Source organism: Marinomonas mediterranea MMB-1 (assembly GCF_000192865.1).
GTDB lineage: Bacteria > Pseudomonadota > Gammaproteobacteria > Pseudomonadales > Marinomonadaceae > Marinomonas > Marinomonas mediterranea.
In genome coordinates this window covers 3,843,590-3,859,490 of record NC_015276.1, presented here as the reverse complement: position 1 = coordinate 3,859,490, position 15,901 = coordinate 3,843,590, and the positions used below count along the sequence as shown (strand labels likewise).

15 protein-coding genes are annotated in these 15,901 nt (G+C 45.5%); 8 read left to right on the top strand and 7 right to left on the bottom strand.

What is annotated here, in order from left to right:
- The first annotated feature begins 14 nt into the window (after nucleotides 1-14).
- On the top strand, nucleotides 15-368 hold the full coding sequence (locus MARME_RS17635; RefSeq protein WP_013662626.1) for a hypothetical protein: 354 nt from the start codon (nucleotides 15-17) through the stop codon (nucleotides 366-368).
- Nucleotides 369-467: 99 nt separating this feature from the next.
- Here the strand turns inward: MARME_RS17635 and MARME_RS22320 are convergent, their stop codons facing one another.
- From MARME_RS22320 to MARME_RS17625, 3 genes are all read right to left on the bottom strand, one after another.
- Nucleotides 468-614, bottom strand: a complete 147-nt coding sequence (locus tag MARME_RS22320; protein ID WP_013662625.1) for a hypothetical protein — start codon at nucleotides 612-614, stop codon at nucleotides 468-470.
- A gap of 152 nt (nucleotides 615-766) precedes the next feature.
- Entirely contained in the window at nucleotides 767-1,870 is a 1,104-nt protein-coding gene (locus tag MARME_RS17630) for an aminotransferase class V-fold PLP-dependent enzyme (RefSeq protein ID WP_013662624.1), read from the bottom strand.
- 9 nt (nucleotides 1,871-1,879) lie between these two features.
- On the bottom strand, nucleotides 1,880-3,040 hold the full coding sequence (locus MARME_RS17625; protein ID WP_013662623.1) for a PrnB family protein: 1,161 nt from the start codon (nucleotides 3,038-3,040) through the stop codon (nucleotides 1,880-1,882).
- 149 nt (nucleotides 3,041-3,189) lie between these two features.
- Between MARME_RS17625 and MARME_RS17620 the strand changes: the two genes are divergently transcribed.
- Complete coding sequence (locus tag MARME_RS17620; RefSeq protein WP_013662622.1) at nucleotides 3,190-3,654, top strand: Lrp/AsnC family transcriptional regulator; 465 nt, start codon at nucleotides 3,190-3,192, stop codon at nucleotides 3,652-3,654.
- A gap of 127 nt (nucleotides 3,655-3,781) precedes the next feature.
- Here the strand turns inward: MARME_RS17620 and MARME_RS17615 are convergent, their stop codons facing one another.
- The 4 genes from MARME_RS17615 to MARME_RS17600 form a co-directional block, all read right to left on the bottom strand.
- Complete coding sequence (locus tag MARME_RS17615) at nucleotides 3,782-5,425, bottom strand: FMN-binding glutamate synthase family protein (protein WP_013662621.1); 1,644 nt, start codon at nucleotides 5,423-5,425, stop codon at nucleotides 3,782-3,784.
- 371 nt (nucleotides 5,426-5,796) lie between these two features.
- Nucleotides 5,797-6,531 (bottom strand): dienelactone hydrolase family protein, encoded by a 735-nt coding sequence (locus MARME_RS17610; RefSeq protein ID WP_013662620.1) that lies wholly within the window; start codon nucleotides 6,529-6,531, stop codon nucleotides 5,797-5,799.
- Between the two features lie 120 nt (nucleotides 6,532-6,651).
- Nucleotides 6,652-7,758, bottom strand: a complete 1,107-nt coding sequence (locus MARME_RS17605) for an MBL fold metallo-hydrolase (protein WP_013662619.1) — start codon at nucleotides 7,756-7,758, stop codon at nucleotides 6,652-6,654.
- A 92-nt stretch (nucleotides 7,759-7,850) separates the two neighbouring features.
- Entirely contained in the window at nucleotides 7,851-8,858 is a 1,008-nt protein-coding gene (locus tag MARME_RS17600; protein ID WP_013662618.1) for an alpha/beta hydrolase family protein, read from the bottom strand.
- A 252-nt stretch (nucleotides 8,859-9,110) separates the two neighbouring features.
- Here MARME_RS17600 and MARME_RS17595 point away from each other — a divergent pair, with 252 nt between their 5' ends.
- The 6 genes from MARME_RS17595 to MARME_RS17570 all read left to right on the top strand — a co-directional run bounded on the left by MARME_RS17595 (nucleotide 9,111) and on the right by MARME_RS17570 (nucleotide 15,795).
- Nucleotides 9,111-10,445: an aspartate aminotransferase family protein gene (locus MARME_RS17595; RefSeq protein WP_013662617.1), complete on the top strand. Its 1,335-nt coding sequence runs from the start codon at nucleotides 9,111-9,113 to the stop codon at nucleotides 10,443-10,445.
- Between the two features lie 102 nt (nucleotides 10,446-10,547).
- The gene (locus MARME_RS17590) at nucleotides 10,548-11,510 is read left to right on the top strand and encodes a TAXI family TRAP transporter solute-binding subunit (protein WP_013662616.1); all 963 of its coding nucleotides are present in this window, start codon (nucleotides 10,548-10,550) and stop codon (nucleotides 11,508-11,510) included.
- A 174-nt stretch (nucleotides 11,511-11,684) separates the two neighbouring features.
- Complete coding sequence (locus MARME_RS17585; protein ID WP_013662615.1) at nucleotides 11,685-14,315, top strand: TRAP transporter permease; 2,631 nt, start codon at nucleotides 11,685-11,687, stop codon at nucleotides 14,313-14,315.
- A 63-nt stretch (nucleotides 14,316-14,378) separates the two neighbouring features.
- Nucleotides 14,379-14,681: an antibiotic biosynthesis monooxygenase family protein gene (locus MARME_RS17580; RefSeq protein WP_013662614.1), complete on the top strand. Its 303-nt coding sequence runs from the start codon at nucleotides 14,379-14,381 to the stop codon at nucleotides 14,679-14,681.
- A gap of 154 nt (nucleotides 14,682-14,835) precedes the next feature.
- A complete protein-coding gene (locus MARME_RS17575; protein ID WP_013662613.1) occupies nucleotides 14,836-15,081 on the top strand; it encodes a thioredoxin domain-containing protein in 246 nt (81 codons plus the stop codon).
- 189 nt (nucleotides 15,082-15,270) lie between these two features.
- Nucleotides 15,271-15,795 (top strand): DUF2937 family protein, encoded by a 525-nt coding sequence (locus MARME_RS17570; RefSeq protein ID WP_013662612.1) that lies wholly within the window; start codon nucleotides 15,271-15,273, stop codon nucleotides 15,793-15,795.
- Nucleotides 15,796-15,901: the final 106 nt, after the last annotated feature.

The window sequence follows — 15,901 nt, the reverse complement described above, 5'->3', positions numbered from 1 at the left end:
GTTGAGAAAACGATATGAGTATTGTCGATAAAACGGATAGTGAAATTTTTGAAATTGCTCTGCCAATGATTAACGATGTTATACAGGGATCAAACGAGAAGAACTGGGCATTGTTCTCTAAGTATCAAACAGCGGAAGAGTTAAATGATCCTGATAATCGAAAAAATGTTGAAAAGCTGTGGAACGAGCATGAGTTTTTTACATCCTTGTCTGCTGAAAGGGAGTTCTTGGCTGTTATACGAAGAGACGACATTGCTCAAGTGATTTGGAAGCAAGTGAGCACCAAAGTAGTTGGTGAATATCTTGCCTGTTACTTCCTGAAAGAAGTGGATAATGAAGTCAAAGAAGTTGGCTTTCGAGTACTGTAAGCCCCCAATAAGAATGTCATTTTTGTATGCATGATAAACGATATGGAGCATAAGCCGTATTAGCTAATGCGTAATATGGCTTTTTTAGCTAGACAGGAGTCATAGGCGAGTATGTATTTCTGTGATTGCTATCGCTTGTTTTGTTTTGTTTTGTTTTGTTTTGTCTTTTGACATTACATCTAGCAAATCTTCAATTTTTTGAATCTTTTGTTTAACAAATTTTAAAGCCTCCTGTTCAGTTGCCACGCCAACCCCTTTCCAAAGAGGTTCATGATGAGATAGCCTGTTTCTGAATGGCCTCAATTCAGAAACTGTGTCATACAAGTAGGTGTGTCAATAACCCCAGCTTTGTGCTGGGATTATTGGTTTCAAAAAGCACTTAGTGTACGTTTTATGATTTATAGAAATGCCGTGATGACTTTGTCTATTTGCTCATGAGTATTGTAGATGTGAGGCGAGAGTCGGAAGCCGCGTTTACGTAGATCGTAATGAACATTTATGGCTTTGAGTTTTTCTTCCACTGCGTCTCGGTTGGGGGGATTGATGACGAGTGTACCGGTTCGAACCTGATCGTCTTTTGGAGATACCAACCAGCTTTCAGGGATGGCGTCGATGATTTTGTCCGCTAACTTAACGTTGTGTGCGCGCACGTTTTTAATGCCAATACTGTGCATGAGATCGATGCTATTGGCGGCAATGACGTAAGGAATGACAGATGGCGTGCCGCCCCAAAAGCGCAAGGCTGAATCGGCGTATTTGAAGTTATGAATGTCGAACTCAAATGGATTCTCGTGTGAGAACCAGCCCACGTCGAAGGGGTTAAGCATGCTTAAGACGGAGTCGTTTACCCATAAGTACCCCGCCCCCGGGCCACCACAAAGCCATTTTACGCATGAACCCACCACTACGTCTGCTTGCCATTCTGAGAAATCGATCGGGATGACACCGGCGGTCTGTGCGATGTCGACGATCGACATAACACCGGATTTTCGAGCGGCTTGGACGATCTCTGTGACGGGGACTAAACGCCCTGAGTTGTAGTGCCCGTGAGTGATCAAAGCGGTGAAGACGTTTTCGGTTAAGTGTTCTTCCCAAACGGTTACATCAAGTACGTCTTCTGCGTCTTTGATGTATTCTATTTGATAGCCCATTTGTTGTGCCTGTTGCATGACAAAACCAATAGACGGGAAATCATTTTCCGTTAGTAAGATTACATTGCGGCCTTCGTTATTACTTGCATCAGGGAAGGCGCTGAGCAGCTTACTTAACCCACTTGAAACATTTTGTTGCGGGCAAAACATTCTGGATTCGGTATTGAAGAGTGTGGCAAGTCGGGTAGTGAACTGCTCAAACATTGGAAACCACGTCGCCCATGGATCGGGTGTACCGTGCTCCCAGTTAGCAAAAAACTGTGATTCAGCCGCTTGTCGGGTGCTAGCAGGCATGAGGCCAACCGAGTGATTGAGCAGGTAGATACCGTCTTTTTGTGTAAATTCTTGCATCACATTCTCCTATAAGTAGCTGCGCAATGTTTGTACATCTTGGTGACGAGTTTGGATGTCTTCTCGGTACGATGCTGTACGTAAATCATGCAGCTTTTGCAGGGCCGCCAATAATACTTCCAGTGGAGGCCCGCTTGCTGTCATGTCTTGACGGTGAGCCAGTTCGTATTTTGCTGCTGGGCTTTCAATAAAGCGTGAAATGAGTTGGCTGTGGTGTTGTCGTGCGGTTTCACCATGAGCTTCACAAACGTCTAAGAAGGCTGAAAGGTTGATTTTAAACCACTGCGATTCACGTTCTTCATCGCTGACCGCTAGGAACTCATCCATTAAGCTGGTGCGGCGCATGCAGTCTCGTAGAGTGAGTTGCTCTTCTGGGCGCATAAATAGGAATTTATCTACCAATAATTGCGAATAGTAGGGGTCGTTGCCGCGACAAAGTCCCAGTAGTAGATCGATGACGTTAATGCCAGCAAAGTCGCCAGCATTGGCGCCTCGGTACTCATGTCGCCCGACTTTGTGGGTTTTGTAATAGGGTCGCACATTGTAAAAGAAGCGATCTACATCCAATTCGTTAAAGAGTGCTGTGTTGTTTTCGACCACCTTTTCTAGTGCGTCTTTCGCAGTGTTTAGCAAGTCTAGGGTAACAGGATGTGAAACCCCCAGAGGCAGGATGTGTAACAACGCTTCCGAAGCGCGAATAAAGCCAAATACGCCACGAGTATTGTAATCCAGAAACACTTTCTCATCGTCTAAATGAGTAAAGGTTTTGTACTTACCGTTTTGTGCGCGGTTATGGGTTTCAAGGTGTGCAGAAGCAAAGCGCGGTACAACGCCAAGCGATGCGCCAAGCTGCATGGCTAAGGCCGATGCGCTTTTAAGGGCTGGGTGTTTTTCGTCCATTTCGTGGCGTCGGCTGGCGGACATTAGAAAGCCTACGTTTCCCAATAAGTCGAATCCACTGTCAAAGCCTTCGTCAGTATTGCCTTCATGCAATAGTTGTTGCACAAATTGATCGCCTTCAGTGATCAGGGCGAGCTTTAGTTCTTCGCCAACGCCTTGTATTTGTTCTTTTTTATCTTGAGCGAAGTAGAGACTTTCCAGCTCCGTGTTTAGATCGACAAAGCGTGTTCGAATCCAATTATCAAATTCATTGACCAGCGGTGTACTCATTGTTTTTATCCTGCGCTAATTTTAATGGGTCAAAATACGTATTAGCGAAAATTATAGCGAAGAGACTTGAGTTTAAGTTGTCATATTCCTCTATCAATTCGATCAATAATGAAGGATTATGTTAAAAAAATATTAAATGAGAGCACTTTATGTCAATTCGTCTCGATCACATTGATTTAAGCATTTTGCGCGCTTTACAGAACGATGGTCGCATGACCAATGCAGAACTGGCGGAACAGGTTTTTTTGTCACCCACGCCTTGTTTAAGACGGGTGAAGCGACTAGAGAAATTGGGAGTGATTGATCACTACACGGCTGAAATTAACCGGTCGTTAGTGGGGATTGAAATCTCCGCGTTTGTATTTGTGCAACTCCAGCGCAACTCGAAGAAAAACGCACACAATTTCGAACAAGCGGTAGCCGAATTAAACGAAGTTCAAGAATGCTTCGTCGTCACGGGAGAATATGACTATCTGCTTAACGTCGCAACGACAAACCTTAAAAGCTATGACGAATTTATAAAAGAAAAACTGGGTGACATTGAAACCGTATCGAAGGTGGATACCACCATCGTGCTTAACCAAGTAAAAAGCCGCCGACAGTTACCGCTATAAGGGAGAATGCGTGCTAAACGAGCTTCAAAAGAACATTTTTACTCAGTCCCGTTATTAATAGGATGTATTACGCTGCTAATACATCCTATTGTTATATTGATCGCTCTCTGCCTATTCACACGCTGTGTTAGCTCGCCAAATCGGCTTCGGTAAAGATATACACTTCCTCTTCTACTTCAAAGGTATGAGCCTGACACTGGTTCCACCATTGTTTCCATTGGTGATTCATGTCACCAGGCAGCTCATTTAAAGCATTTACTGTTAACGGCGCAAAGTGGCTGCCGATGGATTTGAGTTCGCCGTTTACGGATCGTTGTTTAAGCATATGAGGTTGTAGCTGTGTTGGGGACGTTAGCCCCATACTGCCAATTAATTCGTAGAGGCTTTCGAGTGTGTTGTCGTGGAAGTTTTTCACGCGATTACTTTTATCTGTCACGTCGATCGCTTTTGAGCGTGCAGGATCTTGGGTCGCAATGCCCGTAGGGCAAAGGTTGGTGTTGCAGTGACGAGATTGAATACACCCTAAGGCGAACATCATGGTACGGGCTGCGTTGACTAGGTCGGCTCCAACCGCCAGTTTAGAAAGCAGATCAAAGCTTGATGCGGTCTTGCCTGAAGCAATTATACGGACCTTGTCTCTTAACCCTGAACCGATGAGAGCATTGTGAACGAAGTAAACGCTTTCTAAACAGGGCATACCAAGACGATTACTGAACTCAACTGGTGCGGCTCCGGTGCCGCCTTCGGCGCCGTCTACTGTGATGAAATCCGGAGTAATACCTATTTGTAGCATGGCTTTACAGATGGCTAGGAACTCAGCAGGGTTGCCTATACACAGCTTAAAACCGACTGGTTTACCGCCACTTAGATCTCTGAGTCGTTTTATAAAATGAAGCAGGTCAATGGGCGTTGTGCATTCTGGATTCACTGCGGGAGAGACGCAATCTCTGTCCGTTGGGATATGGCGTATTGCTGCGATCTCATCGGAAATTTTAGATTTCGGCAGTACGCCACCGTGTCCGGGTTTAGCGCCTTGGCTAAGTTTTACTTCGATCATTTTGATCGAGGTGCGTGTGGCCATGTCTTTAAATGAGCTTTCATTGAAGTGGCCGTCGTGATCGCGACAACCAAATAGCCCGGTACCGATTTGCCAAACAAGATCACCGCCGTGTTTTAGGTGATAAGGGCTAACAGCGCCTTCTCCTGTGTTGTGATAACAGCCTGCTTTACGAGCACCGAGGTTCAAGGCTTCAATGGCATTTTGACTGAGCGCACCGAAGCTCATTGCGGAAATGTTTAGATGCGATGCTTCGTAAGGCAATAAACAGTCTGGACCGCCAATAGTGACGCGTTTTTCAGATTGATCGAGCTTCTTTGGAGCAAGAGAGTGCCACAGGCTTAAATAGTTCTCTTCCATTAAATCACGTTGCGTGCCGAATGCGATGGTGTCTCGTACGTTTTTGGAACGTTGATACACTAACGAGCGCTGTTCGCGATTGAATGGTCGTTCTTCGGTATCGTTGGCGATAAAGTACTGTTGTATTTCGACTCGAAAAGATTCTAAAAAATAGCGTATGTGAGCCATCACAGGGTAGAGTCTATTTAAGCTGTGTGGACCGACATACAAATCGTATAAGCCGACGACGGTGTATAAAAGTGTCCCGCTAAATAAGAACAAAAAGAACACGTTGGCGGTGCTCAGGTACAGAGATAGAGAGATTAAGTTACCTAGGCTGGCGATGAGCCAGAAGGCCTTTTGCATGATTGTCATGGAGAGAACCCTTTAGCGAGTGACGTTTGTAGAATCAGCTTGTTCTTATTGGTTTTTTAGCTTTTCTAAGATTAACACGAAGTCGTGTACATGCTGTCCAAAAAAAGTGCACTTAAGGTGTTTTCAATTTGATTTTATGTTCTGAAGGTCAGAATGTGCCCCGACGAGGTGAAATTTCGGGTAGCTCGCCAATGTCCTGAAATCAGCGTGCGTGTCTTTAGATAATTATGTCTTTAGAGAATTGAAAAGCCATGCTCGAGCGTCTTTTACGCGCATAGCGAACGATCATTGTCGAGTGGGTGGACTTAATGAGTGGTCACATTGTCCGCCCAGTTCCCGATCAATTCATTAGGGCGCGCTATATGCAGTTGCTATAAACAGCGGTGAAAAAAGTCCACGGCATTGCGATACATTTGCAGTGCTAAGGCTGCATCGTAGCGATCGCCTTCGTCTCTCATAAAGGCGTGCTGAGCATTGACTTCTAGCCATGAGAAGTTGACCTGATTATCGCTCATTGTGTTGTGAATCAAACGGCGTCCCTCAGGTGAGACATGTGGGTCTTGTTTGCCGAATACCATCACCATTTCACATTGAATATCGCCACATCGTTCTAGTGTTTGGTTACCCTCATTGCAGGGCAAAGTATTAGAGTGAAGGTCTGTTGCATAGAGACAAAATGCGCCGTCAACGCTTGGGTTCAGTGCCGCTCGAAAAGCGAGGTGTCCGCCGATACACACTCCCATACTACCGACCTTGCCGCTGCAAAATGGTTGGGATTTTAGGTAATCGATCATAACCTGATTGTCTGAGTCATAGCTCTCGAGTGGCTTTGCGAATTTATCAGCATTGCCTTTATCTTTTCCTTCATCATCGTAAGCCAGCACTGTTCCTTCAGGATTAAATTCATGAAAAATTTCCGGTACTAGTACAACAAAACCGTGTCCCGCCAGTATTTTTGCGCTGCGTGCGATAGGAGTGGTTTGTTGAAAAATCTCAGAATAAAAAATAATGGCAGGATAGGCACCTTCGTCAACAGGGCGATAGACGGTTACTTGCATGTCACCTGTTGGTGTGGAAAGGGTTTTATTGTGTCTCTGAATGATCATAACGTTCCAGCTTTCAATAATGTTGAGTGAATACGGCTATGTATCGTACCACTCGTTATTAGGTTCTCGAAGTCGATTGCTTTTTTGTGCCCCGCGCTTTTTCAAACTGCGAAGGTGGCACTAGTTGTCGGCGTTGGCTTCGTTACGCCACCATTGGGAGTCGAAGGTGTTATCCGATATGCTAAAAATTTGCCCAAATTCAGGCGCAGTCACTTTAATAGACCGTCGTTTTCCTTCCGCTACTACTCGGTTCATCGGATCACGCCATTCATGGAAGGCAAGGTCGAAGGTGCAGTTATGAATAGGCATCATTACGTCGCCTTGCAGATCGATATGCGCTTGGACACTTTCTTCTGGTCGCATATGAATATCCGCCCATCGATCGTCGTAAGCACCGGTTTCAACCATGGTTAGATCAAACGGACCGTATTTATCACCAATCTCTTTAAACCCAGCAAAGTAACCTGAGTCACCACTGAAATAGAGTGAGTGTTCTTGCGTTTTAATCACCCAAGATCCCCATAAGGTTTTATTTCTGTCACTCAACCCTCTGCCCGAAAAATGTTGAGTCGGGGTAAAGGCGACCATGCCGTTGGTGACCTCTTGCTCCTGCCACCAGTCAAACGCTTTGACTTTTTTGCTATCAACGCCCCATTTTAAAAGATCACCATCAACGCCAAGTGGCACATAGAAGTGCTCGGTTTTCTGTGCAAGGGATTTAATACTGGCTTTGTCTAAATGGTCGTAGTGATTATGGGATATCAAGACGAGTTCAATATTGGGTAAGTCGTCGAGCTTAATCGGAGGATGGTGGAAGCGTTTCGGCCCCATAAACTGGAAAGGCGAGGCGCGTTCAGAAAAGACCGGATCAAGTAACCAATAGTCGCCATACACTTTTAGCAATATTGACGAATGACCGAGTTTTACTATGTGTATGGTGTCGTCGCTGAGGGCATTAAGATCTTCCTGTGTAATGTTATAAACAGGGATCTCGATATCGGGTTTGGTTCCGACTTTCTTTTCAGTGAGCAGCTCTTTCCAAAGAGTGAGTTCCTCTCTCAGAGGCTTGCTTTGTATCGACTGGGTGTTCTTAAACTTTCCATCTGCGTAGTGGTCTGTTTTTACGTCATTCATATCAGGCACGTCCGAACTAATGCTCCAGTTAATGGCAAAACCGACGATCACTAATAGTGTTATCGCAAGTCCAAAAAATTTTGCTACTTTCATACCGTTGGGTCTTTATTAGCGTGGGGTTGATAACATTTTTTTTCTGAATCTTACCCGTAGATTGCGCTTGTGTCATAAGTACGTTTAAAAAGTTACTGGCAGAGACCTTTTCGTGCCCAGTTTGACATTAAGCCGATCACGTTAGAGGCGTACGCTTGATCGCCCATCAGAAAGAACAACATCTCTGCCCAGCCACTCCATTGATCGGGGCGTTGGAAATTAAACCAAGTCGCATTGAGAAGTCCATGCGTCGCATTGGAAATCTTTTTAATGCAATAAGGAGTGCTTTTTGGCAGCAAGACATCCCAGTTTTTGATTGTGTTATTCGTATTAACGTTCAGGTCTTTTGTGCCAGATAGGATCATGGTTGGTGTGGAAACGTGTTTTATATCTTCTCGGGCGTCGGACAGGGCGTTGCGGCGTTCAAAATCTGCTCGTGAACAGGGTCTTGCTCGACAGGCTTGTTTTGCGCTTTCCTCTGAAAACTCTGTATCGAATGCTTTAGCGGATGTTTTTATTTGCAGCTCGATCTCTTGCCCAGGTATTCCCGCGACCTTTAGACGTTGTTGTGTATAGTACAAACTTTGTTGACGCCAATTGATGGCCGCGCCAACTAGAATGTAAAAATCGCTTGGTACGTTTATTTTTGGGACAACCCAACCTGCTTGAGAAAAGCCAAGTACGCCCATTCTGCGATGCTGTAACTCTGGTAGGCTTCTTAATTTTTCTAGAGCAGATGAGGCTTCGTCTGCACGGTCTTTCATCGTCTGAGAGAGCCAGTTTCCATTGCTCTTTCCAATACCCGGTTTGTCCCAAGAAAACACGCCAATGCCTTGCTTTAGCAATGCGTGGAATAATGGTAGGTAACCTTCATTGGCGTAACGATCTTGTGGACCATCTCCATGAACCACAACGACAATCGGAGCATCGGGAGTGTTTTGAGGTAATAGCAGAGTCCCTTCAAGTTCATGTTTTGCTTGTTGGAAACGAAGAGTTTGCTGTTTCGCATCTGATACATGAAACGCATCAAGACCGTGGAGGAGGGTGAATGCTGCAATGACGATAATAAGAGAAAAGACAATACAAAGCGTTTTTTTCATCGTGATCCCAACTTGTTAAAACAGTTTCTTTCATCTACTTAGTATATTTCTGAATACAGTCTACTCTTAATCTTTTGGTTATTCTTTATACGAACTGCCTTTTATGTAACTTGCTTTTATCTAAACTGTTTTAATGCGAGCGCTCTAATACAAAAGTATACAAAGAGAGCATGTAAATAGAGTTTACAAAGAAAGTTTTTTGCATAAAGACCCTATTACTGTTTCTCGACCTGACGAACCGTGAGGCGCGTTATGACGTTTTTACTTCATCGCTCGACCGAGAATACGCCGCCTGTCGCTGTAAAAGGTGAGGGTATCTATCTCTATGATTCAAAGGGTAAGCAATACATTGATGCTTGCGGCGGCGCAGCAGTGTCGTGCTTGGGGCATGGCCATCCTGAGGTATTAGAAGCGTTGCATCGTCAACTGGACAAGGTGGCGTATGCGCATACCGGTTTTTTTACTTCCGAAGCGGCGGAAGAGCTTGCGGAGACGCTCATTGACGATGCGCCACAAGGCTTGAGTCATGTTTATCTTGTCTCTGGTGGTTCTGAGGCGGTCGAGGCGGCGCTAAAGATGGCTCGTCAGTACTTTATTGAACGTTCTGAGCCTCAACGTCGACATATCATCACGCGGCGTCAGAGTTACCATGGAAACACACTGGGTGCGTTATCCGCAGGAGGGAATGAATGGCGGCGGGCTCAATTTGCGCCGTTATTAATCCAAACGCACCACATTAGTCCTTGTTATGCCTATCGTTTCCAAAATAGTACTGAATCTGCTGAAGAATACGCTTACCGCGCGGCTCAAGAGTTAGAAACTAAAATTTTAGAGCTCGGCCGCGATCAGGTGATGGCGTTCATTGCGGAACCCGTGGTGGGCGCAACCAGTGGTGCGGTTGCTGCCGAAAAGGGTTACTTCAAACGTATCCGAGAAATTTGCGATCAATATGGGGTGCTTCTCATATTGGATGAAGTCATGTGCGGTATGGGGCGAACTGGCACCCTGTATGCATGTGAGCAAGACGGCGTTGTTCCGGATTTACTGACCATCGCTAAAGGACTCGGAGGAGGGTATCAACCTATTGGAGCGGTTCTTCTCTCGAAAGAGCTCTATGATGCTTTCGCTAACGGTTCTGGCTTTTTTCAGCATGGGCACACCTATATGGCTCATCCAATGGCGGCTGCGGCAGCCGTTGCTGTTCAGAATGTATTAAAGCGAGATCAACTGGTTCCCTATGTTGCGTCAATGGAATCGTATTTTAAGAGGAAAATTCACGAGAGTTTTGCTAATAGTTCATATGTAGGGGACATTCGTGGTCGTGGTTTTTTTCTTGGTATTGAACTGGTTGAGGATAAAGTAACCAAACAAACATTTGATCCGAGTTTGAATCTTCATACTCGAATCAAACAGGAAGCGTTAAAAAATGGGCTGATGGTCTACCCTATGGGTGGCACTGTTGATGGAAAACGTGGTCATCACGTACTACTGGCTCCCCCTTTTACCCTGAAGCAAAGTGACATTAATGAAGTCGTAGAGCGTTTGGCTTATTCGGTATCGTGCGTGTTTTCTGATCTTGGCTATTAGTGAAAAACCTACTGTTTAGTCATATACGTTCTGTGATTCAGGCTGTTGTTTTGGTTCATTTTAGTAAGTGCACAATAACCAATAAAGAAGAAGGGCAATTTCATGAAATTTAAGCATACTGCAATTGTTGGTCTCGTTTCATTGGGTTTGATGGCGCCTGTCGCATCTGCTCAAGAGTTTATTTCGATTGGTACAGGTGGTGTTACAGGGGTGTACTACCCGACCGGTGGTGCAATTTGTCGACTGGTGAACAAAACGCGTAAAGAGCACGGTATTCGTTGTTCTGTCGAATCGACAGGTGGTTCGGTATACAACATTAATACGGTACGTGGTGGTGAGCTAGAGTTCGGTGTTGCGCAATCCGATTGGCAGTATCATGCTTATCATGGAACCTCGAAATTTAAAGACCAAGGGCCGTTTAAGAAAGAAAGAGCAGTGTTCTCAGTACACCCAGAGCCGTTTACTTTGATCGTTAAAGAAGGGGCCGGTATTGAGAAATTTGAAGACCTAAAAGGCAAAAAAGTGAATGTGGGTAATCCGGGTTCCGGACAACGTGCAACCACCGAAGTGGTGATGGATGCGTTTGGAATTACCATGAAAGATTTTGCTTTGGCCTCCGAGCTTAAAGGGTCTGAAATGGCGCAAGCACTGTGTGACGGTAAGATTGATGCGATGATCTATACCATTGGTCACCCAGCGGCCGCCATAACAGAAGCGGCGACAACGTGTGATATTAAGCTTGTCAATGTCGAAGGCGCGCCTATTGATAAGTTGATTGCTGATAATCCTTATTATCGCGTCGCGACTGTCCCAGGTGGAATGTACAAGGGCAACCCTGATGAGGTCACCACATTTGGTGTGGGGGCGACACTAATCAGTTCTTCTGATGTGTCAGAAAAAGCGGTATACACGCTGGTAAAAGCGGTGTTTGATAACTTCAGTGACTTTAAGAAGTTGCACCCAGCCTTTGCCAATCTAAAAGAAGAGCAAATGATCAAAGACGGCCTGTCTGCTCCTTTGCACCCTGGTGCTATCAAATACTATAAAGAACGTGGTTGGATGTAGTCTATCTTGAGTCAAATCTGTCTTTGGTCTCTGTTTTAGATCTTTGACTTCGGTTTTAGATTTGACATGTCTCTGTCTATAAAACGCGCTGGCCTCTCTCCCTTTGGGGAGGTCTAGCGCTGTTTTGGTTTTCTAAATCTGTATTTTCCGGGTGTGAACAATAGGGGGTAATAGATGTCTTCGACCGATTCCAATCAACCTAATAACGCGGATGTAGATGTTGATGCTATGGTCGCCAAAGTGGAAAGCGGTGCTCGTAACGCGGCAGGATTCGCAGGCAGGTTTATATTAGGACTCGCATTCATTTGGTCTGCTTTTCAGTTGTACATCGCTTCCGATTTACCTTTTGTTTTAACCCAATTAACGGGTGTTACGCTTGTCTTTAATAATCAGGAAGCGCGACAAGTTCACTTAGCTTTCGCGATCGCGCTTTCTATGTTGGCGTTTCCTCTCTTTAAGTCGTCACCGGACAACCGTGTGCCCGCCTACGATTGGGTGCTTGCTGCTGTTGCGGCTATGGCCTGTCTTTACTTGCTTGTGTTTAAAGAGTCCATTGCTAACCGCGCAGGCTTACCTACAACGGCAGACCTGATTTTTTCAACCATCGGTATGGTCGGTCTCGGCATTGCTGTGTTTCGAGCGCTTGGTTTGCCGTTAGTAATCGTTGCGTCCGTGTTCGTTTTTTATGTGTTCTTCGGTCACTATTCTTTTATGCCCGATGTTATTCAGTGGAAAGGGGCGTCTTATGGTAAGGCACTCTGGCATTACTGGATGCAAACAGAAGGCGTATTCGGTGTTGCGCTGGGTGTTTCAGCGTCGATGATCTTCTTATTTGTTTTGTTTGGTGCTCTGTTAGAAAAGGCGGGTGCGGGTAACTATTTTATCAAGTTGTCTTTTGCCTTATTGGGGCATTTACGTGGTGGGCCGGCTAAAGCCGCGGTTGTTGCTTCCGCCTTGTCTGGTTTGTATTCAGGCTCTTCCATTGCCAATGTTGTAACGACCGGAACCTTTACCATTCCTCTTATGAAGCGCACGGGCTTTAAGCCGGAAAAAGCGGGCGCAGTCGAGGTAGCGTCGTCGACCAATGGACAGCTAACGCCTCCTGTAATGGGCGCGGCGGCGTTCCTTATTTCAGAATTTACTGGGGTTTCTTACCCTGATCTGATCAAGCATGCGTTTCTACCTGCGGTTATTTCGTACATTGCACTGGTTTACATCGTTCATCTTGAAGCGCTCAAATTGGGTCTTAAGGGAATGCAAAAACCGTCTGTGACGGCAACCCTTGCGGCGCGGCTTTCCAATGTATTGTTGGGCTTTATCGCTATCTCTGTCTTGGCGGCATTTGTGTATTACGGCCTCGGCTGGGTGAAAACCGTCTTTCCTAACATGACATTTTTGAGTGCTGTGCTGATCTTTTTAGCCTTGTATTTGGGGCTGGTTAATTTGGCAGCGCGTCACCCTGATCTGGAAGTCGACGATCCGAACTCCCCCGTTACTGTGTTACCAAAAGCGTGGGATGTGGCGGTAACTGGGTTGTACTATTTATTGCCGATCATTGTTTTAATTTGGTGTATTTTGATTGAGCGGTTATCGCCTACGACCTCTGCCTATTGGGCAACGCTTGCCATGATTTTTATCGTGTTTACGCAAAAGCCACTGAAGTCGTTAATGCGTGCCTCAAGCGATATGAGAGAGAGCTGGCGGGCAGGTGGGAAAGACTTTGTAGACGGTATGATTGCCGGTGCTCGCAGCATGATTCCAATTGGCGTCGCAACGGGAGCGGCGGGGATCATAGTGGGAACGGTTTCCCTGACCGGAGCACATCAAGTGATCGGCGAGCTGGTGGAGTTCTTATCAGGCGGTAATATCATGATCATGCTGCTTTTAGTGGCTGTTATGAGCCTTATTTTGGGGATGGGTTTACCAACCACCGCGAACTACATCGTGGTGTCGTCATTGATGGCGCCTGTGGTGGTGACGGTGGGCGCACAATCAGGGTTAATCGTTCCGTTGATTGCTGTTCACTTGTTTGTGTTTTATTTCGGTATTTTGGCTGACGATACGCCCCCCGTTGGCTTAGCGGCGTTCGCGGCAGCGGCGATTTCCGGCGGCGACCCTATTAAAACGGGCGTGCAAGGTTTTGCTTATGATATTCGAACGGCACTATTACCTTTCTTGTTTATCTTTAATACTGAACTTTTGCTGATAGACGTTACTTGGTACAAGGCGATCTTTATCTTCATTGTCGCCACGATCGCGATGATGTTGTTTGCATCAGCAACGCAAGGGTACTTTTTGGCTCGTACTCGACTGTGGGAAACGCTTGCTTTGCTTTTGGTTGCGTTCACGCTATTCAGACCCGGTTTCTGGCTCGATTATATAGAGCCTCCGTACGATGTTTATAAGGGGACGGAAGTGGCCGAAACGGCAGGACAAGCGCCACAAGATGGTTTGCTAAGAATGGTGATCTCCGGCCCTGATTTTGACGACCCTGATAAGATCAAAGAGCTGACGTTACTGGTCGAATTAGGTGCGGTTGCTGATGGCAATGCAAGGTTAGAAAAAGCCGGATTGGTGACTCAGGAAAGTGGTGGTGACATGCTGTTGGAAGAGCCTTTCCCTGGAACGCCTTATTTCGGTCAGCTGCAAGACTATGACTTTTATGGCGATGAAAGTGTCAAAGTGACGAGAGTGGAAGTGGCAGCGGATAGAATGCCCAAAGAAGTGCTTTATATTCCCGCTCTGATACTTTTGCTTGTCGTCATTGCTTCACAGAGGCGTAGACAGACTGTGCCAGCCTTTTAATGAGGGATCGATTATCTTGGATCGACGTATTAAGATGAGTGAACCATTTAATAGGAGTTCATGATGTTTATTGCGATGAATCGGTTCAAGATAAAACTGGGATGTGAGCAAGAGTTTATCGATATTTGGAAAAATAGAGATTCGCATTTGAAGGACGTACCGGGCTTTAAGTCGTTTAATCTTCTTCAAGGCTCATCGGACGAAACATGCACGCTCTTCTCATCTCATGCGACGTGGGAATCTAAAGAGGCATTTGAAGCGTGGACTAAGTCGGAAGCATTCCGAAAGGCGCATGCGAATGCGGGCAGTCGCCGAGAAATTTACATGGGGCCACCGCAACTTGAGTGTTTTGAAGCTGTGCTTTAGAGCCGAGTCAGACGCTTTTAGGTTTTTCTGATAGCCAATTAGAATCAATATAATAAAATCAATTGATTTTATTATTCAAAGCGAGTCTCTTAAAGTAGAGGTTATCGGGTAGGGCGGTTAGCCACTACTTCACGATCACTTTAGGAGACTTGTTATGAAAAACTACACCTTATACTGCGCGACTCTTGATGGAACCTGCCGATTGGCTGAAGATACTTTATCCCATCATAATATTGCATTTGAAACCGTGAGTGTTGAAGCATCTCGCTCTTCCAAAACATCCAAAGCCGAATTGATTTGTATGATTGGGTTGGAACTTGCGAAGGTACCTCAGTTGTTTTACGGTTCAGAATACGTTGGTAACCTTCACGATCTACAACGTCAGTTCACACGCATTTGATTAACGCTAACTTTGTTGTACTTAGGCAGAGTTCACTTCTGAACGTTTGGCTAAGACGTGAGTAAAATGACAAATTTCATTGTCATAAATCTATGCTAAAGTGACACAAGCTGGATTCTAACGACAGGTTAGAACGACTGGATGTGTTGAAGTGGATGGGTGTATGAGAGTGGGTGGCGTGTGCTCAAAATGATAGGTCGGATTCTCGATAAGTTGGTGTTTGGAGCAACGCTGTTACTTGCGTTACAAATTCCGTTGCTTCTCGATCACTATCAGCAGTTTTTGTCTGGGTTGTATGAGTCAACTCGGTGGCAAGTGGAAGGCTATGAAGAGACCGCCATGAAATATGAGTACGCCAGTGTACTCGCAATGATTCGCCATCACCTACAAAACGACGTGAAAAGTGTGCGCGAGGATGCGCAACAAAAACTAGCCACATTGGAGCGATACGAAGATTTGAGAATTGGCATGCGCCTCTTTGCGAGCGACCAGTTTATCGAAAAAGTGGTGTATGTGTTCAATCCCTCGCGTTATTCGTATTTACAGAAAACCGTTCAGAATTTTCAAATTGGCATCCCGTTATCCGCTACAGGCTTTGCCTTCGGCGTTGTTAGTGCTGTCATCATTAATCTAATCGTCACTTGGCCGATTGCCGCGCTTTCAAAACGAATTCGTCGTAGAAAACGCCGTACTGACATCTCTCCAGTGTCTTAAGCTTGTCTTGAAAACCTCTTCATCTTGTCTTAGTAGCTCCTACTGTTTGTCTTAGTAGCTCCTTCAACTTGCTTAAAAAAATACCTCGCCGATTGGGCAATAGAGA

Coding starts and splice junctions, on each gene's coding strand:
- MARME_RS17605 (WP_013662619.1), bottom strand. CDS start 7,758: ATGAAAGTAGCAAAATTTTTTGGACTTGCGATAACACTATTAGTGATC.
- MARME_RS17585 (WP_013662615.1), top strand. CDS start 11,685: ATGTCTTCGACCGATTCCAATCAACCTAATAACGCGGATGTAGATGTT.
- MARME_RS17590 (WP_013662616.1), top strand. CDS start 10,548: ATGAAATTTAAGCATACTGCAATTGTTGGTCTCGTTTCATTGGGTTTG.
- MARME_RS17600 (WP_013662618.1), bottom strand. CDS start 8,858: ATGAAAAAAACGCTTTGTATTGTCTTTTCTCTTATTATCGTCATTGCA.
- MARME_RS17610 (WP_013662620.1), bottom strand. CDS start 6,531: ATGATCATTCAGAGACACAATAAAACCCTTTCCACACCAACAGGTGAC.
- MARME_RS17630 (WP_013662624.1), bottom strand. CDS start 1,870: ATGCAAGAATTTACACAAAAAGACGGTATCTACCTGCTCAATCACTCG.
- MARME_RS17620 (WP_013662622.1), top strand. CDS start 3,190: ATGTCAATTCGTCTCGATCACATTGATTTAAGCATTTTGCGCGCTTTA.
- MARME_RS17570 (WP_013662612.1), top strand. CDS start 15,271: ATGATAGGTCGGATTCTCGATAAGTTGGTGTTTGGAGCAACGCTGTTA.
- MARME_RS17635 (WP_013662626.1), top strand. CDS start 15: ATGAGTATTGTCGATAAAACGGATAGTGAAATTTTTGAAATTGCTCTG.
- MARME_RS17580 (WP_013662614.1), top strand. CDS start 14,379: ATGTTTATTGCGATGAATCGGTTCAAGATAAAACTGGGATGTGAGCAA.
- MARME_RS17615 (WP_013662621.1), bottom strand. CDS start 5,425: ATGACAATCATGCAAAAGGCCTTCTGGCTCATCGCCAGCCTAGGTAAC.
- MARME_RS17595 (WP_013662617.1), top strand. CDS start 9,111: ATGACGTTTTTACTTCATCGCTCGACCGAGAATACGCCGCCTGTCGCT.
- MARME_RS17575 (WP_013662613.1), top strand. CDS start 14,836: ATGAAAAACTACACCTTATACTGCGCGACTCTTGATGGAACCTGCCGA.
- MARME_RS17625 (WP_013662623.1), bottom strand. CDS start 3,040: ATGAGTACACCGCTGGTCAATGAATTTGATAATTGGATTCGAACACGC.